17 protein-coding genes are annotated in these 20,115 nt (G+C 61.4%); 7 read left to right on the top strand and 10 right to left on the bottom strand.

The window, feature by feature from the left end; translation table 11 throughout:
• Positions 1-4 precede the first annotated feature (4 nt).
• Complete coding sequence (locus K328_RS0121335) at positions 5-1,804, bottom strand: TRAP transporter permease (protein ID WP_245577623.1); 1,800 nt, start codon at positions 1,802-1,804, stop codon at positions 5-7.
• A gap of 78 nt (positions 1,805-1,882) precedes the next feature.
• Positions 1,883-2,851 carry a TAXI family TRAP transporter solute-binding subunit gene (locus K328_RS0121340; RefSeq protein WP_028467697.1) on the bottom strand — a complete coding sequence of 323 codons (969 nt, stop codon included), beginning with the start codon at positions 2,849-2,851 and terminating at the stop codon, positions 1,883-1,885.
• 154 nt (positions 2,852-3,005) lie between these two features.
• Between K328_RS0121340 and K328_RS0121345 the strand changes: the two genes are divergently transcribed.
• Positions 3,006-3,911, top strand: a complete 906-nt coding sequence (locus K328_RS0121345; protein ID WP_028467698.1) for a homocysteine S-methyltransferase family protein — start codon at positions 3,006-3,008, stop codon at positions 3,909-3,911.
• Here the strand turns inward: K328_RS0121345 and K328_RS26175 are convergent.
• The 7 genes from K328_RS26175 to K328_RS0121380 all read right to left on the bottom strand — a co-directional run bounded on the left by K328_RS26175 (position 3,899) and on the right by K328_RS0121380 (position 11,743).
• Positions 3,899-4,363 carry a GNAT family N-acetyltransferase gene (locus K328_RS26175; RefSeq protein ID WP_169721254.1) on the bottom strand — a complete coding sequence of 155 codons (465 nt, stop codon included), beginning with the start codon at positions 4,361-4,363 and terminating at the stop codon, positions 3,899-3,901. The two genes, K328_RS0121345 and K328_RS26175, sit on opposite strands and share 13 nt — an antisense overlap.
• Positions 4,360-4,932, bottom strand: a complete 573-nt coding sequence (locus K328_RS0121355) for a nitroreductase family protein (protein WP_028467700.1) — start codon at positions 4,930-4,932, stop codon at positions 4,360-4,362. Before K328_RS0121355 ends, K328_RS26175 begins: the two co-directional genes overlap by 4 nt.
• A 90-nt stretch (positions 4,933-5,022) precedes the next feature.
• Positions 5,023-7,092: a B12-binding domain-containing radical SAM protein gene (locus tag K328_RS0121360; RefSeq protein WP_169721255.1), complete on the bottom strand. Its 2,070-nt coding sequence runs from the start codon at positions 7,090-7,092 to the stop codon at positions 5,023-5,025.
• Positions 7,093-7,183: 91 nt separating this feature from the next.
• Positions 7,184-9,055, bottom strand: a complete 1,872-nt coding sequence (locus tag K328_RS0121365; RefSeq protein WP_028467702.1) for a monovalent cation:proton antiporter-2 (CPA2) family protein — start codon at positions 9,053-9,055, stop codon at positions 7,184-7,186.
• The gene (locus tag K328_RS0121370) at positions 9,055-9,675 is read right to left on the bottom strand and encodes an NAD(P)H-dependent oxidoreductase (RefSeq protein ID WP_028467703.1); all 621 of its coding nucleotides are present in this window, start codon (positions 9,673-9,675) and stop codon (positions 9,055-9,057) included. The genes K328_RS0121365 and K328_RS0121370 overlap by 1 nt, the downstream gene beginning before the upstream one ends.
• Before the next feature lie 97 nt (positions 9,676-9,772).
• On the bottom strand, positions 9,773-10,936 hold the full coding sequence (locus K328_RS0121375; protein WP_028467704.1) for a M20 family metallopeptidase: 1,164 nt from the start codon (positions 10,934-10,936) through the stop codon (positions 9,773-9,775).
• Between the two features lie 45 nt (positions 10,937-10,981).
• Positions 10,982-11,743, bottom strand: a complete 762-nt coding sequence (locus tag K328_RS0121380) for an SDR family NAD(P)-dependent oxidoreductase (RefSeq protein ID WP_036555313.1) — start codon at positions 11,741-11,743, stop codon at positions 10,982-10,984.
• Between the two features lie 205 nt (positions 11,744-11,948).
• On the opposite strand from K328_RS0121380, the gene K328_RS26520 reads away from it, so the two are divergent.
• The 4 genes from K328_RS26520 to K328_RS25360 all read left to right on the top strand — a co-directional run bounded on the left by K328_RS26520 (position 11,949) and on the right by K328_RS25360 (position 17,965).
• Positions 11,949-14,624 (top strand): PAS domain S-box protein, encoded by a 2,676-nt coding sequence (locus K328_RS26520; protein ID WP_084608470.1) that lies wholly within the window; start codon positions 11,949-11,951, stop codon positions 14,622-14,624.
• Positions 14,617-16,197 (top strand): DUF3369 domain-containing protein, encoded by a 1,581-nt coding sequence (locus K328_RS0121390; RefSeq protein ID WP_028467707.1) that lies wholly within the window; start codon positions 14,617-14,619, stop codon positions 16,195-16,197. The genes K328_RS26520 and K328_RS0121390 overlap by 8 nt, the downstream gene beginning before the upstream one ends.
• Positions 16,198-16,401: 204 nt before the next feature.
• Entirely contained in the window at positions 16,402-17,235 is an 834-nt protein-coding gene (locus tag K328_RS0121395) for a sugar phosphate isomerase/epimerase family protein (protein WP_028467708.1), read from the top strand.
• Between the two features lie 70 nt (positions 17,236-17,305).
• On the top strand, positions 17,306-17,965 hold the full coding sequence (locus K328_RS25360) for a carbonic anhydrase (RefSeq protein ID WP_051285367.1): 660 nt from the start codon (positions 17,306-17,308) through the stop codon (positions 17,963-17,965).
• Here the strand turns inward: K328_RS25360 and K328_RS0121405 are convergent.
• Positions 17,962-18,906, bottom strand: a complete 945-nt coding sequence (locus K328_RS0121405; protein WP_245577624.1) for a methyltransferase domain-containing protein — start codon at positions 18,904-18,906, stop codon at positions 17,962-17,964. The two genes, K328_RS25360 and K328_RS0121405, sit on opposite strands and share 4 nt — an antisense overlap.
• 79 nt (positions 18,907-18,985) lie before the next feature.
• Here K328_RS0121405 and K328_RS0121410 point away from each other — a divergent pair, with 79 nt between their 5' ends.
• Together K328_RS0121410 and grxC are read left to right on the top strand one after the other, a co-directional pair.
• A complete protein-coding gene (locus K328_RS0121410; protein ID WP_028467710.1) occupies positions 18,986-19,726 on the top strand; it encodes a ComF family protein in 741 nt (246 codons plus the stop codon).
• Between the two features lie 100 nt (positions 19,727-19,826).
• Positions 19,827-20,093 (top strand): glutaredoxin 3, encoded by a 267-nt coding sequence (grxC, locus tag K328_RS0121415; RefSeq protein WP_028467711.1) that lies wholly within the window; start codon positions 19,827-19,829, stop codon positions 20,091-20,093.
• Positions 20,094-20,115: the final 22 nt, after the last annotated feature.

The raw sequence follows: 20,115 nt of genomic DNA on the forward strand, positions 1-20,115 counted from the left end.
TACATCAGAAGCCGAGCACGAACACCAGTGCGAGACCGGCAGCAAAGGCCGCGATGGCGCGCAGGCCGGCGGTCGCGTTGACGAGCCCCCAGCTTGTCAGCGCCAGTCCGGCACCGAGCTTGACGAAGGCGGCGAGCGCCAGCAGCGGCGTGTCGGTGAGCGCAATCAGGGACGGGTTCGCGACAATGCCGAGCGGCACGATATAGAGCCCGATGCCAAGCCGCATGGCGTTGCCCGCGACCTTCAGCCAGGGCGCGTCGGCCATCCCGGCGGCGATGAAGACGGTGCCGCAAACCGGTGGCGTGATGGTCGAGAGCAGGGCGTACCAGAAGACAAACAGATGCGCTGTCAGCGGCGGTAGGCCGAGTTCCTGCAATGCCGGACCGGCCACGGAGATGCAGATCACGTAGGCTGCGGTGGTCGGCACTTCCATGCCGAGGATCAGGCAGGCCAGCGCGGTCAAGAGCAGGGCGGCCCAGAGCTGGCCGCCGGAGAAGGACAGGATGGCCGATGTCACCTTGACGCCGAGCCCGGTCATGTTCAGCACCCCGACGATGATCCCGGCGCAGAGGATGATCGAGGCGATCATGGCGATCTGCCGGGCAGCATCCACGGCGGCGCCGGAGAGTCGGTTCCAGGTGGTCTTCAGTCCGGCGAAACCGTCCGGGTTCAGCGGCAGCATGGCGGCGGCGGCGAAGATCGCGACACCGGCGGCATATTGCGGCGTGTAGCCGGTGCCGAACAGCACGGCCAGCAGGGCGCCGAACGGGATGACGAAGAACGGCAGGGTGCGCAGCACGGTGCGCCGGTCCGGGATCTCGGAGGGATCCATCGCCTTCAGACCGTCGCGGGCGGCAAACCAGTCGATGCCGAACCAGACGGCGGCGAAGAACAGGGTGGCGGGCAGGATCGCGGCGGCGACGATGGTGTCGTAAGTGGTCGCCAGCAGCTCCACCATGACAAAGGCACCGGCCCCCATCAGCGGCGGCATGATCTGGCCGCCGGAGGAGGCGACGGCTTCGACCGCGGCGGCGAGCGGTGCCGGATATCCAAGACGGCGCATGGTCGGGATTGTGAAAGCGCCGGTGGAAGCGACATTGGCCGACGCCGAGCCGCTGATCGAGCCGAACAGGGCCGAGGCGAGCACGGAGACCTTGGCGGCCCCGCCTTTCAGCCGTCCGGCAAGCCGGGTGGCGACATTCATGAAGCCGGTGCCGCCATGCCCCGCGCCGACCAGGGCGCCGAGCACGATGAAGACGGCGACGACATTGACGGAAACACCGGTGAGCGGTCCCCAGATCCCGCCCTCGGCAATGACGAGCGTGCCGAGCAGGCTATCGAAGGGCAGGCCCGGATGGCCGAACTCGCCCGGCAGGTATTCGCCGAACAAGCCATAGAGCAGGGCGATGACGGCAAGGGCGGGCAGGGCCAGCTTCACGGCCCGTCGCGCCATTTCAAGGACGATCAGGAGGATAAGGATACCTCCCGCGCGTTGCAGCCAGCCTTCGGTATAGCCGTACTGATCGCTGAGGGCTTCGGTGTTCCAGGCGATATAGGCGCAGATGGCAATGCCGGCTCCAGCCAGCATCCAGCCGGAGAGCCGGGAGGCAAGAGATCCGCCCGCGCCGATGACGAAAACCCACGGCAGGGCGAGCGCCAGATGCACCGGGCGGACGACCAGGTTCGGCAGCAGGCCGGTAAAGATCAGGGTGACGTGAAACGCGACGGACCCGAAGGCAAGCAGGGTCACGAGACTGGCCGTGACGCTCATCGGCACGGTCCGGTCATTGTCGGAGGGGAGCATCGGCGCAATCTCGGTCGCGTATCGGAAAGGGGCAGGCGCGGGAGACGGCGGTCCGTCTCCCGCTGTGTGAGGTGTGGTTTACTTGATGGCGTCGGGAATCGCGATACCGGCTTCCGCATAGTAGCGGGCAGCACCCGGGTGCAATTTGCCGATCACGTTGGCCAGCATTTCCGGCTTCACGCCGTCCCACCATTTGGCGGTCTTGCCCATCGAGCCCTTGGCGTCCCAATAGGCCTTGGTCAGCGTATAGGCATCGTCGTCGCTCATCTTCGTCGTGGTGTAGGCAACGACCGGCAGGGACGTGGTGTTCACGTCGGTATCGATACCGGGATAGGTACCGGCCGGGATCACCAGCTTGGTGCGCTTGGTCTGCTTGATCTGCTCTTCCGACATGGACAGCAGGCGGACCTCGGTACCCGCAGCAGCCTCGATCACGTTCGGCGCCGGGTAGGAGCCGGCGGTGGCAAAGCCATCGACCTGGCGGTTCTTCAGGGCCGGGACAGCAGCGTTCAGTTCCGCATCGACCAGCTTCACTTTGCCTTCAAGACCGAACAGCTTGAAATTCTTGGCCGCCTCGCGGGCGCCGAAGCTGCCCTTGCCGATGATGAAGCTCTTGCCGTCGAGATCGCTGAATGTTTCGACACCGCTATCGGCGCGGACGACGAAATGCATGGTCAGGGACGGGATCGGGAACAGGGCACGGATCGTCTTGTAATCCGTGTCGCCCTCGAACTTGCCCTTGTTAGCCATGGCCAGCTTCACCAGCACCGGCGGTGTGGTGAAAACGTAGTTGCCCGGACGGCGGGCGCTTTCCTTGACGTTCTGGACCGAGCCCTGGCTCTCCTCGACAGTCAGTACCATGGCGCCGCCGGTGGCTTTCTTCACCGCTTCGGCGACCTGAACGGCCATCTGGTAATAGGACGAGGTCGATTTCGCGGACTTGTAGGTCACGCGGGTTTCCGCACCGGCATCGGCGGCGAACAGGGCCGGCGCCGTCAGCGCCACGCCAAGCAGGCTGGCGCGTAGCAGTTTGTTAATCTTTTTCATTGTTCCTCCCGGGAGAAAAGCATAAGGCCGTCGAGTGGTAAGCATCTTGTCTTTCGCGAGCAAGAGGCTTCTCGGGATTACAGCCGTGCCGCAAAAATCAGGCATATTCATCGCTGAATACCCGGCCGCGACAGAAGGACGAAAGGACCATCGCATGCCGCATGACCTCATCATTCTGGATGGCGGTTTCTCCCGTGAGCTCGAACGGCTCGGTGCGCCTTTCCGGCAACCGGAATGGTCGGCGCTGGCGCTGATGGAAACACCCGAAATCGTCGAACAGGCTCATATCGAATTCATCAAGGCCGGAGCCGAGGTGATCACGACGAACAGCTATGCCGTCGTCCCGTTTCATCTCGGCGAAGACCGTTTTGCCAGCGACGGACGGCGCCTGATCGAGCTGTCCGGAAGGTTGGCGCGATCCGCCGCCGACAAGCATCCGGGCGTGCGCGTTGCCGGATGTATTCCGCCGCTCTTCGGCTCCTACCAGCCGCAGGATTTCGATGCGGAGTGCGCACCGGCCCTGCTGGCGGAATTTGTTGGCGGGCTCGCCCCCCACGTCGATCTCTGGCTGATCGAGACAACCAGCAGCATTGCCGAAATGGCTGCGGCAGCGGAGGCTACGGCTTCAGCGCCGAAGCCGCTCTGGGTTGCCTATACACTGGATGACGATAGCGAAGAGACTGATGCACCGAGACTGCGCTCCGGCGAGGCTGTCCGCGATGCGGCGGCCGCGGCGGCGCGCTGCGGTGCGGAGGCGGTGCTGTTCAACTGCAGTGTGCCGGAGGTTATGGAAGCGGCGTTGCACGAAGCCCGGTCCGCCCTGCCGGTATCCATCCGCATCGGTGTCTACGCGAATGCCTTCGGCAAGCCTGCAAGCGGCATGGCGGCGAACGAGGGCCTGAGCGCAATGCGCAGGGACCTCGATCCGCCGGCCTATGTGGCCTGGGCCCGGAAATGGCGCGATATGGGGGCATCGATCATCGGTGGATGCTGCGGGATCGGTGCTTCCCATATCGAGGTTCTGGCCCGCGCGCTGAAAGACGCGGATCAGTCGTCGTAGGCGAAGCGAAGCGCGTCGTAGCGGGTGCCGTAAATGGTCTGATCGACGGCGCCCATCTGGCGCATGCCGGCCTTCTCGTAGAACCCGATCGCCCGGTCGTTCCCGGCCAGGCAATAGAGCTCCATGCTGGGGCCAGCCAATGCTCGGCAATGGGCAAGAAGCGCTTTTCCGATGCCGCCACCGTGGGCTGCCGGATCGACGTGAAGGGATTCCAGTTTGGCGCCTTCCAGTATCGCCATGACCAGGATATCCCCGTCGCGCTCGCCGACGAGAAAGGTCACCCCCTCGTCTTCCAGCAACTCGCGCCATTTCGGACGATCGGGTGCGGCACTGGCGATCAAATCCTCTTCCGGAACCAGACCGTCATAGGCAAGCAGCCGCGCCGCGCAGTAGATCTCCGCGACGCGGGGAATGTCCGCCAGCGTTGCTGCCCGGATGGTCAGCCCGCTCACGCGCCTGTCCATTCGGAGACGACGGTCTCCAGGGTCGGGCGCGGACGCTCCATTGGCGCATTGGTGGCGCTGCCGATATAGACGAAGCCGATGATCTCGGTCCCGGCGGAATGGCCGAGTGCTTTTTTCACGCCCTCGTCGAAGGCCGGCCATTCAGTCAGCCACTGGGCAACATAGCCGAGCGCATGAGCAGCGTTCAGCAGGTTCATGCAGAGTGCGCCGCCGGACATCTGCTGCTCGATCAGCGGCACCTTGTGATCCGGATGCAGGTCTGCCGTGACAACCAGAAGAACCGGCGCCCGGCCGGGGCGTTCCCGCTCGAAAGCGAGCATGTTCTCGGAGGCGTCCTCGCCCCAGATCTCGGCAAAGCGGTTTGCGAAAACCTCACCGAGCGCGGCCTGACCTGCCTCGTGCAGCACCTGAATGCGCCAGGGGCCGATCTTGCCATGGTCCGGAACCCGGATGCCGGCGGTAAGGATTTTTTCCAGCTCGGCCGCATCGGGGCCCGGCCCGACCATATCCTTGACGACGACGGAACGGCGGGTGAGGAGCAGATCGATAGCTTCCACGGGATTGGTCCTTAGAGTTTGTTGGATCGAATAGGGACTAGATCGGTTCTATTTCAATCCATTCAACCTGAAAAGTCCAAAGAGCGTGATTCAGGCCACCGGTTCGAGATGGGCGAATTCCGGCTCTGTGTCGAAGCGCCCTCCGGCCAGTTTGAGCTTGTCCGCGTGTTTGATCCGGGTGTTTTTCTTCTCCCGGGACTTACGTTGCGGCGGCAGGTCATTCGACAGGGAAATGACAAACACTTCCTTCTCCGCAGTGCTGTAGTTCCGTTCGATTTTCTGGAGTTCCGCCGCGGCCTCGGCATGATCCGGGGAGAGCCTGAGGGCCTGCTTGTAATGCAGGATCGCGCCGCCGAAGATTTTGAACATACTGAGTACGCGCGCGAAGCCGACATGATTATCCGGGTCGAACGGCGCCAATCGTACGGCATCCGCCCAGCGTAATGCGGCCGGCATGAAGTTTCGGCGGGCTGCCTCGATCGTGCCCAGCAGGGCGAAGGCCTTGGCCTTCCTGTCCGAGGAGCCTTCCAGCTGGGTCATGCTTTCCAGGATGGTGTACGCCGCGTCGTGATCGTTTGCCGCGAGTAGTTTGTGTGCCTCTTCCAAACGGGCGATCTCGAGATTGCGGATGCGATAGGCGCTCCGGTTCTTGAGCGGGTTTGGAATATATGGGCGGGTGCGGCAGTGCCGGCAGGCCACGCGCAGACTTGGACTACCCTCGGTATCGATGACCGCGGACTTGAAATGATTTTCAGTCTGGCAGGTCGGGCAGGTGAAATCGATATCGTAGGCGGTTTTGCGGTTCTCGAACTGCTTGTCGGAAATTCTGTGGGTTGAATCCTGCGCGATATCGAGGATGCCGAGGCCGTAGGTGCTCAGCAGGATGGTCAGGAAGGTGCGGTTGGTTTCGTTCATCTGACTGATATTGACGGAGACCGGAAGCTCGTTGACGAAATGATCCCGGTCCGTAATGAGGCCATCGCGGACTGCTTCGATATAATCCGGGCTTCCGGGATAGACCTGCAAGGCGGAGAGATAAACGCCGAGATCCGTGTTCTTCGCCCACCATTTCAGTGAATTGTTGGCGGTCTCCAGCGTCTCCACGGTGTCGCCGAAAATCAGGTTGGCCTGGATGCCGATTTTTTCCTCGGCGGTCAGCCGGAGAGCGCTATCGACGCGCTCGACCTTGGCCTTTTTCTTCATGCTGATAAGCACTGACGGGTCCATGCTCTCGACCCCGTAGCTGATGAAGCTGCAGCCGGAGCGTTCCATCTTCTTCAGCGTCTCGCGGTCGCAGCTATTGACGTGCAACTGGACCAGCCATTGCAGGCCAAGCGGTTCCATGCGCTCGCAGAATTCATGCAGCCGATCCCGGCGCAGAGAGAACAGTTCGTCCACGATCTGCACCATGTTGATGGCGTATTTCTCTTTGTAGAAAGAAACTTCCTGGAAGAATTTTTCGAGATCGCGTTCCCGGTAAACCTTGCCGGCGGGATGGAAGCAGAAGGTGCAACTGAACGGGCATGACCGGCTGGTGATCATGTCGATGCTGCGCGGGTTCGAGTTCGGTTGACCCTGATAAAAGTAGGTGTCGAGGCTGCTTTGGGTGTCGATCACATCCCCGAAGCCCATCAGGTCGTAACTGGGCCAGGGGAGATCGTCGAGGGCCATGATGGCCGACCGTGGCTTGTTGCGGGTCAACACACCCTTGTTGTTGCGGAAGATCAGACCATCGACCGTGGCCAGATCGCCGGAGCCGGAAAAAACCCGCAGGAACTCTCCGAACGAATCCTCACCCTCGCCGATGACACCGATATCGGCGCCTGTCATGCGCATGGCCGGTTCCGGGTCGCCGCTCAACATGCCGCCGCCGATGATGGTTGTGGTGTCCGGGCAGACGTCCTTGCAGATGCCGAGGATTTCCTGAACTTTCGCAACGAAGGCCGAGAGGCCGCCCGTGCTGCAGAGATCTGGCTTGTAGTTAAAGAGTTTGAGCTGCAAGGCATCAAGATAGTTGGGGCCGAGTGTGTTCAGGTTTATCGCCTGGATCTCATGCCCTTCCTGCTCTGCAATGGCCGCGACATATCCCAGTCCGAGAGGAAGATGATAGAACGCGCCTGCCTGCTCGACATAACGCGGGATGACCATAAGGATCTTCATGGGCTGTCTCTTCTTCTCCGGCTGTGCGGCTCCGCTGAGCCACGCGGTTTGATTGTACCAGAAAAAGAGCACGCAAGCTTTATGCCAGATTTCAGCGCTCGGCATCCTCGCCGCGTGGCGGCGTCCATTCCCGGTCCGGCAGGTTCTTGCCGGCCAGACGGTCCGAGCGCATGACCTGCATCAGCTCGTCGAGACGTTCCCGAACCGCTGTGATGTACTTTTTCCCAACCCCGCCTGCCCAGTATTCACGGAGGACATCGACGGTCTGCATATCGTGGCGGCGGAAGGCGCGGACTTTCTGTTCGGCCCGGAAGGGATGCAGGCCGAGTTCCCGCAAGGTGCGGCGGCCGAGCATCAACGCGCCTTCGAAGGCCTCGCGCTCGATCGCATGAGCGCCAGCCTTCTCGAGCTCGTAGAGATGATGGCGGTCGAAGGCGCGGGCGACGATGCGGCATTTCGGGAAATGCTCCGCGACATGCCGGACGAGCGCGGTCTGCTGATCCTGGTCGTCGAGTGCCGCGACCAGAACCTCAGCGTCGCCCAGCCCGGCGGCTTCAAGCAGGTCGGGGCGGGTTGCATCGCCGTAGTAACTATGCACACCGGTTTGCCGCATCCGTTCGACCAGATTGGGATCGTGGTCGAGCACCACGATCTTGTAATTCTCCGCCATCAGCAGGCGGGCAATGATCTGCCCAACGCGGCCGACACCGGCGATCACCACGGTGCCCGGCTCCGGAATTTCGTCAGCCTCACGGTTGGTCGTGCTGACTGTCCGCGGCAAGACATAGCGCTCGTAAAGGATGAACATCAGCGGCGTCAGCAGCATGGTAACGGCGACGGAGAGAATCAGGATCTCGACCAGACTGCCGGCGATGGCGCCGCTTGACCCGGCAAAGCCGAACAGCACGAAGGCGAATTCGCCCGCCTGGGCGAGGCCAAGACCGAACATCCAAGTATCCTGCCAAGGAAGCCGGAAGATGCCAGCCAGCGCGAGTAGCACCAGTGCCTTGACCAGGATGATGCCGAGCGCGATGCCGATGATCAGGAAGAACTCGGAAAACAACAGTCCAAAATCGATACCCGCGCCAACGGAGATGAAGAAGAGACCGAGCAACAGCCCCTTGAACGGCTCGATATCGCTTTCGATTGCGTGCCGGTACTCGCTGGTCGACAGCACGACACCGGCGAGGAAAGCCCCGAGCGCGGCGGAGACCCCGACGAGGTCCATCAGCAGGGCGGTGGAGACGACGATCAGCAGGGCGGCAGCGGTGAAGAGTTCCCGCATCTGGGAGGCTGCGATCAGGCGGAAGGCCGGCCGGACCAGAAAGCGTCCGGTCAGGATGATGAAGGCAATGGTGGCGACGATGACGAGTGTCTGGAACCAGCCAGGAAAGCCGTCGAGCATGTTTGCGTGATGCTCGGGGTCTCCGGCGCCCATCACCGCCGGGTCGCCAACCGCAAGCAGCGGCAGCAGGGCGAGCATCGGGATGACCGCGATATCCTGGAAAAGCAGGACGGAAAAGGATGATTGCCCACCCCTCGATCGCATCCAGCCCTTCTCATTCAGGGTTTGCAGGACGATGGCGGTGGAGGAGAGCGCGAGCGTCATGCCAATGACGAGGGCCGTCTGCCAGGCGAACCCGGCTGCCATCGCCGCCGCTGTGAGTGTCACAGTCGTCAGCGTCACCTGCAGTCCGCCGAGCCCGAGAAGCTGCCAGCGCATCCGCCAGATCATTTGCGGTTCGAGCTCGAGGCCGATCAGGAAGAGCATGATGACCACGCCGAATTCGGCGAAGTGCTTCACCGTTTCGGTATCCGCCCCGGCAACGACGCCCAGCACCGGGCCGATGGCGATACCGGCGAAGAGGTATCCCAGAACGGAGCCGAGACCGAGCCGGTGCGAGACGGTGACCGCGATTACGGCGGCGAGCAGATAGATGAAGGCGTCCTGAAAAAAGCCCATCAGACAGCCGCCGGCTCTGCGGTGATGACCTCGTCCAGGACATCGTTCAGGAGCGGCACCGCCGCGGCTCTTTCGAGATCCAGCGTGCCGTCGCGGAGTGCCGTCAGAAGGCGGCTATAGTCGCTGACTATACCATCGAGACGCTTCTCCTCCGCGGCATCCTCGGCGGAGAAAACCCCGAAGGGAGCGAGATAGTGCATGCCGCAGAACTTCGCGGTCTGCTCGAAGGGAGAGAACATCGTCCGCAGCTCGTTCTCGTACTTGCCCCGTTTCCGGTAGGCCTCGCGGGCGGTGCCGCAGGTGGCGACCTGGAGCAATGATTTGCCTGCCAGCGCGGTGCCTTCCGAGCCATAGGCAAATCCGTGCTCGAACACCAGATCCTGCCATTCCTTCAGCAGAGCCGGGCTGGAATACCAATAGACCGGATGCTGGAATACCAGGATGTCCGTCTCCTGCAGGCGCTGCTGCTCCCGGTCGATATCGATGTCGAAATCCGGATATTCGGCATAGAGATCGGCGAAGGTCACGCCATCGATGGCACGCGCAGCGGCCATCAGGGCCGTGTTCGCGACGGACCGGTCGGTTCTCGGATGTGCGAAGAGAACCAGAACGCGTGCCATTTTTCAGAATCTCCCCCGGAATCAATCCTTAAAAGACATGAGGCCGCAGGGCACAAATGTCCAGATGTCCGGGAGGCGCCGGTCGGATTATAACCAATCAGGCGTTCAGCCGCGAAATTGCCAGGGCGACGGCTTTCGCCCGGGGCACCAGAGTATCCAGGCGGCAATATTCATTGATCGAATGCGCGCCGCCGCCGACCGGGCCGGTGGAGCACAGGGTCGGGGTGCCGACCTGGGCGGTGAAACCGCTATCCGCGCTGCCGCCGGAAAACTCGCCATCAATGGTCATGCCGAGCTCGGAGGCACCGCCGACATAAATATCGAAGATGTTCTGGCTGTCGCCCGACATGGTGAGCGGCAGGAAGCCGCGTTCCTGAACGACGCGGGTTTCCGTGCCGGGCAGGTGGGTGGTGTCGAGGATTTCCTGAATGTCGCGCCAGACCTGGTCGCGCTGTTCCATGGTCTTGAACCGGACATCCACCTCGGCGGTGCAGAGCGGGGCGACCGTGTTGACCGAGCTGCCGCCGGACAGCAGGCCGACATTCACCGTGACGCCGGTCTCGAAATTCGTGAGCCTGTGCAGAGCCTGGATCTTGCGGGCCATTTCCTCGATTGCGCTGACACCCTTCTCCGGCTGCCCGCCGGAATGGGCTGCGACCCCTTTGATCTCGAACTTGAAGAAGGAGGCGCCCTTGCGGCCGGTCACAACATTGCCGGTCTCTCGGCCGGGCTCCGCGTTGAAGACCGCCCGCGCGCCGCGTGCCGTCGCCTCGATCACCGGCCGTCCGGACGGTGAGCCGATTTCCTCGTCACCGGTATAGAGGGCGACCAGAGGGAAGGGCGCCCCGCCGAACTTGTGGAAGGCTTCCATGATGAAGGTGTTCATCACCAGCCCGGATTTCATATCCGCCACGCCGGGGCCGTAGGCGACATCGCCGTCTTTGGTAAAGGGGCGGTCTGCAACGGTGCCGTCCGGGAAGACGGTGTCCCGGTGGCCCATCAGCACGATATGCCGGTTGGCGCCGCCCGGAGCGGCCGAGATTTCGGCACGGATGCAATCCCCGAAGCTCTCGGCGCCGGTGCGTTCAGTCTTGATCCCGGCGGCGTTCAGATGTGCCTCGATCTTTGCGCCGACCGCATCCACGCCGGGTTTGTTGTAGGTGCCGGATTCCGTGTTCACCAGCTCTTCGAGCAGGTCGGTCATGGCGTCACGCTGGCCGTCCAGCCAGTTCAGAACCTCATCGATGGGTTTGCCGGTCATTTTCTTTTCCTAGGTGAGCGGAGCGAGTGAGCTGGAGCGCGAAGATCAGATGTTCACGGAGAAGCCGCCATCGACCGGAATGGCCGTGCCGGTCACGAAATCGGACGCGGAGGCGGACAGGAAAACCGCGACGCCGGCAAGATCTTCTGGATCGCCCCAGCGTTCGGCCGGGGTGCGGCCCTGGATACGCTCGTGCAGACCTTCGACGTCGATGCGGGCCTGCCGGGTCAGATCGGTATTGATCCAGCCGGGCAGAATGGCGTTCACCTGGATGTTTTCTGGCGCCCAGGCCACGGCCTGCGACTTGGTGAGCTGGACGATGCCGCCCTTGCTGGCAGCGTAAGCGGCGCCGTAGCTGGAGCCGAAAATCGACAGCATGGAGCCGATATTGATGATCTTGCCGCCCTTGGCCGACAACAACGGGTAGGCCGCGTTGCTGCAGATGAAGGCGCTGGTCAGGTTGGTATCGATGACTGTCCGCCAGTCCTGCAGCGACAGCTTGTGCGGCACGTTGCGGATATTGGTGCCGGCATTGTTGATCAGGATATCAAGGCGACCGAACCGCTCTTTCGTTGCCGCCATGGCGGCCGCGCAATCTTCTTCGCTGGTCACGTCTGCGGCAAAGGCGCTGGCCTTGACGCCGAGCGCTGTCAGCTTCCCTTCGGCGACGTTGTTCTTATCGGGATTGCGCCCGATCACCATGATTGACGCACCGGCCCTGGCAAGTCCTTCGGCCATCGCCAGACCGATGCCGCCGTTGCCACCCGTTATCGCGGCGACCTTGCCGCTTAGATCGAAAGCTCCCATCCCGGCCCCCTGCCTGATTTTGCTTCATGACTTTGATGCGACCACTCTGATGGGCGCTGATGAAAAGTACAATGTCCGCGCCGGAAGGAGACCGGTGCCGGGGGGGGGCTGCGTTCATCTTGCATTGAGTAATATGAGATTTTACCGCTTCTTAACATCTGGCCTTTAGCGTGCATTTTCTGCAATTGCGGGGAAATTCGACGGAATGCATCGGGCTTTCAACCGGAAATCAGACTGGCGTATCTGCGTTGGGTTGCCCGCTTTTGTGGGGGCTGTTTTCGCGCTCCATGGCGGCGCTCTCGGGTGGTTTTTGGGGCAGGCGATCTCCGGCCCGTTCTGGATTTTAGAGCAGGCGATTGTGGTTACCGCCGTCACCGGGTTGGCGGTTTATTATTTCCTGCATCTGAGGTCGGGTGTTCCCGCTGACGGTTCCGCGCCGGCGGCGGCGAACTCGCTGCCGGAAATCACGGCGTGGGGCCATGCGGAGCGGATCGGGCAAATTGGATACTGGTACTGGACGCTCGACGGCGACGATATTTTCTGGTCTGACGGCGCATTCCGTATTCTAGATCTGGATCGGGCCACCACAACGGCGAAATGGAACTCGTTTCTGCTGTCTGTGCACCCCGAAGAACGTGATGAAATCCACCGTTGGTTTCGCCAAGCCTGGAAGATTGACTCCGAGAGCGCTACCGAATGCCGCATTCTTCGCCCGGATGGCAGCGTTCGCTCGGTGGAGGCGCGAATGGGACCCCTGTTCGAGAATGGCCGGAAGACAGCCGTATGCGGCACTCTGATGGATGTCACCGAGCGTGTTGAGCGTCTCAACGAGATCCAGATCCTGAACAACGATCAGGAAGAATTGGTCGAGCAGAGAACAGCCGAGCTTCGTGCTGAAATCTCGAAGCGCAAGGCTATCCAGGCGGAGCTTGAATTCAGCGAAGAGAAGCATCGGAACACCATCGACAGCGCCGCCGATGCGATCATCAGCGTCGATCCAGATGGACGGATTACGTCGGCGAACCAGGCTGTCGAAACAATATTTGGTTTTTCTCTGAAAACCCTTGTTGGCCAACCGGTTACGGTCCTCATGGATGCGAGTATGGCGGATGTCCACCAATCCTGGGTTCAGCGCTTTCTTGAGACAGGCAAAAGTTCGATCATCGGCCGCACAACCGAGCTGGAAGGGCGGCGCGCGGATGGTGCTCTTTTCCCGATTGAGCTTTCGGTGAGCGAAGTCAGCACTGCCGGAAGCCGTTCCTTCACTGCGATTATCCGGGATATCACCAAGCGCAAACTCGCCGAGCGTGAGACACAGAGGAACGCCGAGCGTTTGCGCGAGATTCTCGAATTCTGCCCGATGGGTGTTTCTATCTTTTCCGTCAAGGATTTGCGCCGCCTGTTCATGAACCACCGGAATGTCGAGCTGAGTGGCTTTCGGGACCCAGAGTCGGGGGGCGAGGTGAAGATCGAGGACACTTTCGTCGACGGTGTTTTTCCCAAGGCGCTTCGGGATCGGATAGTGGCGGGCGAGGACGTATCCGCATTCGAAGTCGAACGGGTTCGGGCAGACGGCTCCCGCTGGTGGAGCCTGTTATCGGCCAAGCGGATCGATTTCGAAGGTGTCCCCTCCGTGATTGCCTGGCAGTCCGATATCACCGAGCGCCGCAAGTGGGAAAAGATGCTGCTCGAGAAAGAAGAGCAGCTGCGATCAACCATCAACAATGCGCCTGCGGGAATCATCCTGACAGATGAGCACATGAAAATTGTCGTGGCCAATGATCAGCTACGGGACATTCTCGATGTCCCGCGCGAGATGATGGAACCCGGCTGCGACTACACGGAAATAATCCGCTATGTGGCCGAGCGGGGTGACTATGGTCCCGAAGCCGACCGGACTCGCGAAGTTGTTCTGTCATCACTGGTTACTCCGACGGCGCGCCCTTTCGAATATACGTCTAGAGCAGGCAAGGCCTTCAGCGTGCGGCGTCACCCCGTCGGGGATGGAAGCGTTGTCACGATTGCGGTGGACGTGACCGAGCAGAAACAGGCCGAGGAGCGTTTGCGGCAGGCCCTCTGGGATCTTGAACTGGCGCAGGACGAGCTGGTCCAGGCGGAAAAAATGGCGTCCCTCGGAGGTCTCGTCGCCGGGGTTGCGCACGAGATCAATACGCCTATCGGAACCGCCTTGACCGCGTCGACACATGTTCGCGAGGAGACACTCAAGATTGGGGCTGCCTTTGAAAGCAATGCCGTCAAGCGCTCTCAGTTAGAGGGATATCTTTCGATAGCCGATGAGGGCAGCAGGATTATCGAGAGCAACCTGGGGCGGGCTGCGGAGTTGATCCGAAGCTTCAAGCAGGTTGCCGTCGACCAGTCGAGTGAAGAGCGTCGATCGTTTAACGTCGATTCATACTTGCACGAGATCATTCAGAGCCTGAAGCCGCAGCTCAGAGCCTATCCCAATGTGGACCTGGTTCTGGAAGCCGATGCGGATGTTGTGATCGACAGTTTTCCTGGTGCGTTCTCCCAGATCCTCTCGAACTTGCTTGTCAATGCGCTGACGCATGCCTTTGGGCAGGAAGGTCAAGAGCAGGACGGCCGGGGGCAAGTTCTGATCCGGACGATCCTCTTTGGCGATCAGGTCAGGATCAGCTTTGAGGATAATGGAAAAGGCATGAGTGCCAATGTGCGTGAGCACATCTTCGAGCCGTTTTTTACCACCCGGCGCGGATCCGGTGGTAGCGGACTCGGAATGCATATTGTGTATAACCTGGTGACAACAACACTGGCCGGCACCATTCGGTGTTTCAGTAATCTGGGAGAGGGAACGCGTTTCGACATAACCCTCCCGATCAAGTCGGAGACCGCCGATGACTGATGATGACGCCCTCATTTTTGCCGCTGAGGACCACGGCGAGGCCGATCAGGGCCGGGCTCAAGCCGCACAGTCAAAATGGAAAGTCGTCATTATCGACGACGATCCGGGCATGCACGACGTCACCAAGCTGACGTTGGCGGATTTCGAGTTCGCGGGCCGCGGGCTGAATTTCATCAGTTGCTATTCCGGGGCGGAAGCCAAGGAAGTTTTGGCCGATCATCAGGATGCGGCGCTGATCCTGCTGGACGTGGTCATGGAGACCGAGGATGCGGGCCTGCAGGTGGCTCGGTATATCCGTGGAGAACTCAATAACTGGCGCTCGCGTATCGTACTCCGGACAGGCCAGCCCGGCCAGGCGCCGGAGCGGAAGGTCATCGCCGATTACGATATCAACGATTACAAAGAGAAGACCGACCTCACCGCGACGAAACTGTTTACCCTGCTGTGCAGCTCGCTCAGATCCTATCGGGATATCGTGACGATTGAGCAGAACAAACGCGGTCTGGAGCACGTGATCAAGGCCTCGGCCAACGTGTTCGAGCTCAAGTCGATAAACAAGTTCGCCGAAGGCGCGCTTGAGCAACTCACCGCGCTTCTCCACCTCGACCCGAGCGCCGTCTATATGCACAAGGACGCGTCGGCGCCCGGTGGTCTTGCTGCCTCCTTTTCTGGAGACAAACTCCGTATTCTTGCCGCGACCGGCGCTTTTGGCTCCTATGCGGGAGACGATGCAAAGCACGTCCTGCCCGAAGATGTGGTTGGCCGGCTGGAAGAGGCGATCAAGGGTCGGGCGAGCCATTATGGAGACGGTGATTTCGTCGGCTTTTTCGAAGACCGCCAGGGTGCCGTCAACCTGACCTATATGTCCGGCGTCGGTTCGATCAGCGACGTGGACCAGCGCCTTCTGGAGCTTTTCATCCAGAATGTTTCCATCGCTTTCGAAAACGCGCAGTTGCATGAGGATGTCGCCAGCACCCAGCGCGAGATCGTCTATATGCTCGGTGAAGCGGTGGAGACCCGGTCACAGGAAACCGGAAACCATGTGAAGCGGGTCGCCGAAATCAGCCGTATCCTCGCCGCCGCCTACGGACTCGAGGAAGAAGAGGTCGAGCTGATCAAGCTCGCCTCGCCGTTGCATGACATCGGCAAGATCGGTGTCCCGGACGCGATTTTGAACAAGCCCGGTAAACTCGATTCCGAGGAGTGGGAGATCATGAAATCCCACGCCGCACTCGGGCACAGGATGCTTTCCGGTTCCAGTCGGAAGATCCTGAAGGCGGCCTCCGTCATTGCGCTTGAGCACCATGAGAAATGGGATGGCTCCGGCTATCCCCATGGCAAGAAGGGTGACGATATTCACATCTATGGCCGGCTGACGGCGATTGCAGATGTGTTCGATGCTCTCGGTAGCGATCGTTGCTACAAGAAGGCTTGGCCGCTGGACCGGATCGTGAGCATCATGGAAGAAGAACGGGGCCGCCATTTCGATCCGCAGGGTGTGGATCTTTTCATGGCGAACTTCGATGAAATCGTGGCCGTGCGCGAACGCTTTGCGGATTCTTTTACCGAATAGGAATAGGCGCGGAGAATTTTTCGTCCGGGGCGTTACAGGTCCATTTTGTGAAATTGTGGTAGCGGGTTCGTTGCTGCGGTGGATCAACCCGATGTCAAAAATCTTCTGACTGTCAGGAAAGTTTCCATTTTATGCGGGTCGGAGACAGGCAACACTCAATCCATCCAGAGTGACACCATTGCCTCATGAACCGGAGCCATGACTATGACTGATGCCGCATCTGCGCCTTTGCCGACCCTTGGTGCGGCCATGCCCTCTCGCATGCTCGCGCATTACCGGGACTGGTTGATCGACGGCCAGCGCGACCTGGAAATCCAGGATTTCTTCAAGGCCGAGGTTTTGAACGGCGACTGGAAGCCGCTGGCAGCGGATATCAGGAAGCAGCTATCCGGGTATGAGGGACGGCTTGGCATTCACGGCCCGTTCTGGGGCTTTACCATCGATACGATGGACCCGGATGTCCGCGATGTCGTGAAAAAGCGGATGATGCAGGGCCTCGATGCCTGCGAGGAAATCGGCGCGACGCAGATGGTCGTGCACAGCCCGTTCACCACCTGGGACTATAACAATTTCGACAACAAGCCCGGTAGCATGGAAGACGCAATCGGACGGGTGCATGCCACGCTGGGCGAAGCGGTGAAGCGGGCCGAGGCGATCGGCGTGACGCTGGTGATCGAGAATATCGAGGATATCGATCCGCGCTGGCGCGTCCGGCTGGCCGAGTCTTTCGAAAGCGAGCGGGTCCGCGTCTCCATCGACACCGGGCACGCGCATTATGCTCACGGCTCGACCGGTGCGCCGCCAGTCGACTATTACGTCGTTGCCGCCGGCAACATGCTGGAGCATGTGCACCTGCAGGATGCGGATGGCTACGCCGACCGGCACTGGGTAATGGGTGAGGGAACGATCCGCTGGGCCTCAGTTTTCCGGGCACTCTCTCAGCTGACCTCCAATCCTCGCCTTATCCTGGAGTTGAGGGATCACACGCGCATCTTCGACGCGGCGGATTATTTGGTGAAAGCCGGTCTGGCGCGCTGATCCGGGCAGTTTTTCTTTCGCAAAGCGGCATCAGCGCTTATATCCATCCAACTTGTCTTTGGAGGGATGGATGGCATCGATTCCGGATTTATCAGGCTTGCTGCAGCACAATGTGGAGTGGGCCGAAGGAAAACTGCGGGAAGATCCGCACTATTTCGAGCGCCTGTCCGGATTGCAGACCCCGGATTATCTATGGATTGGCTGTTCGGACAGCCGGGTTCCGGCGAATGTCATCACCGGGCTCGCACCCGGCGAGGTCTTCGTGCATCGCAATGTCGCGAACTTGGTTCATCCCGGTGATCTGAACCTTCTGTCGGTGCTGGAATTCGCCATCGGCGTGCTGCACGTCAAGCATGTGATCGTTTGCGGCCACTATGGCTGTGGTGGCGTTCATGCGGCGGTGGACGGCAATGCGCATGGCATCGTCGATCACTGGCTGCAGCCGATCCGCGATGTCGCCGAGCGCTACGAGGACGAGCTTCACAGCTGCTCCGGAGACGATGCCCGGCACAACAGGCTCTGCGAGCTGAATGTCAGGGCGCAGGTGCAGACACTTGCCCGCACACCGATCGTCCGGGCGACCTGGGAAGCAGGCACGCCGTTGCATCTGCACGGCTGGGCCTACGGTCTCGGCGATGGCCGGATCCGGGATCTGAAGTGCACCGTCAGCGGCCCCGAAGGGCTGATTTCCCGAAAGGTGGCACAGAGCGGAACGGGCAGCGACGCCTAGGGTGTCTTTCTGCCGGGAGCTGCAATTTCTCCGGTTGGCAGCTCTGTTGCTCCCAATGCATCGGACAGCCGGTGCGCGGCGCTGCCGGGCCTGAGGGGCTTTTGCTGGGAGGCATGCGGAGCCCAGCCCGTCAGGTAGAGAATCTGGAAGCTGGCGGCGATCCGGCCATCGGATGTGCCGTGGCGCTGCTGGTAGATTTCGGCGGCGCGGAGGAAAACGCTCTTCGGTGTGAGGGTCTTGCGCCGGGCTGCCACGGCGTTGCCTTCGCCCATGCCGCGAAGCTCCCGCATCAGCAGGAAGGCATTCTCGTAGGTCACCGTCAGCAGGTCGCTGTCGACCACCGGCAGCGCGAACCCGGCCCGTTGCATCAGGCCAGCCGCATCCTGCAGTTCGGCGAAGGGAGAGACGCGCGGGCCGGCACCGCCGAGCACGTCGCTTTCCGCTTCCGTCAGCACCGCGCGCAACTCGTGGAGGGTCTCGCCGCCCAGCATGGCACCGAGGAAAAGGCCGTCTGGCTTCAGGCATTGCCGGGCCTGCACGAGCGCACCCGGCAGATCGTTCACCCAATGCAGCGAAAGCGCGCTGACGACGGCGTCGAAGCTGGCCGGTGCGAAGGGCAGGAGTTCTTCTTCCGCCGCAATGGCAGGGCCATGCTTCCCGGCCTGTAATGCGAACTGTTCCGACGGGTCCATCCCGACGATCCATTCGACACCAAGGCGCGGGTCCAGGCTGTCGCGCAGCAAGCCGCTATGGCAGCCGAGATCGAGCAGACGCGGGAACTGGCGCTGGATGTCGCCCATGCGGTCCGCGACACGCTCGGAGATCTCCCTTTTCAGGAAATCATGGTCGGCGAAGCCTGGGGCGGCGCGGTCCCGGTTGCGGCGGACCTGCTGGCGGTCGAAGACAAGCATCTGATCGGTCATGGCGCCGATATAGTCCATCGCGGCCGCCGGGGAAATGTTTCTGGCCCTCCCATGCCATCAATATCTGGCCGGAAAGGCGGGGGAGCGTGGCGACAGTATGATCGGAAGTCTTGGCAGGCCGGCCTTGCATCTCGGGCGGAGGTTGTTCGACCTGGTGCTGCCGCCGCGCTGCAAGAAATGCGGCGCGCTTGTGGTCGAGGATGACGGGCTTTGCGCCGAGTGCTGGTCGGCGGTGACGTTCCTCGGGCCGCCGTGGTGTGACCGCTGCGGGTTGCCATTCGACTACGATGTTGGTGCCGGTGCCCTGTGCGGCGACTGCGTTAGAGGGGCGTCATTGTTTGAACTGGCCCGGTCGGCGCTGGCCTATGACGATGCCTGCCGGGAGATGATCCTGCGTTTCAAACATGGCGGCGACGAGACACTGTCCCGACTGTTCGCCCGCTGGATGGCAATCGCCGGTGCGGAGCTTTTCGCGGAACCGGCCGTGATCGTGCCCGTGCCGCTGCATCCGTGGAGGCGGATCAGACGGCGGTTTAACCAGTCCGCATTGTTGGCGGCGGAGCTTTCACGTTTGACGGGGCTGGCCGACGATCCGCTGTCGCTCGTCCGGGTGAAGCGCACGCCCAGCCAGGGCGGGCTCGGCAAATCGGCTCGCACGCTGAATGTGCGCGGGGCTTTCGCGGTCGATCCAGGCCGGCGGGAGCGAATTGCGGGGCGACGCATTATCCTGGTCGACGATGTCTGGACCTCCGGCGCCACCGCAGAGGCCTGTATCAGGGCCTGCCGGAAGGCGGGTTCGGGGCCCGTCAGTTTGCTCACCGTGGCGCGCGTGATGTAATCCTTGCGGCTGCCGCTTGCGTCTGTTCGCGCGAAATGCTGGATTGAGGGGCTCAGAATGCCCACTTGGATGCGGCAAGCCTTCTCAAGGAGATCACTCGATGGCCGAGGTCGAAATCTACACGACCATGTTTTGCCCGTTCTGCGTCCGCGCCAAGAAACTGCTGGAATCCAAGGACGTGCCGTTCACCGAAATCGATGTCAGCACCAGCAGTTCCAAGCGTGCCGCCATGACCGAACGCGCCGACGGGCGCTATACCGTGCCGCAGATTTTCATCGACGGGGTTGGTGTCGGCGGATCGGACGAATTGGCGACGCTGGACGCCAGTGGTAAACTCGACGAAATGTTGCAGGCGAAAGCTTCCTAACCGTCCGTTCAGGGGATTGATC

Origin of the sequence: Nisaea denitrificans DSM 18348 (genome assembly GCF_000426505.1) — a bacterium.
Lineage (GTDB): Bacteria > Pseudomonadota > Alphaproteobacteria > Thalassobaculales > Thalassobaculaceae > Nisaea > Nisaea denitrificans.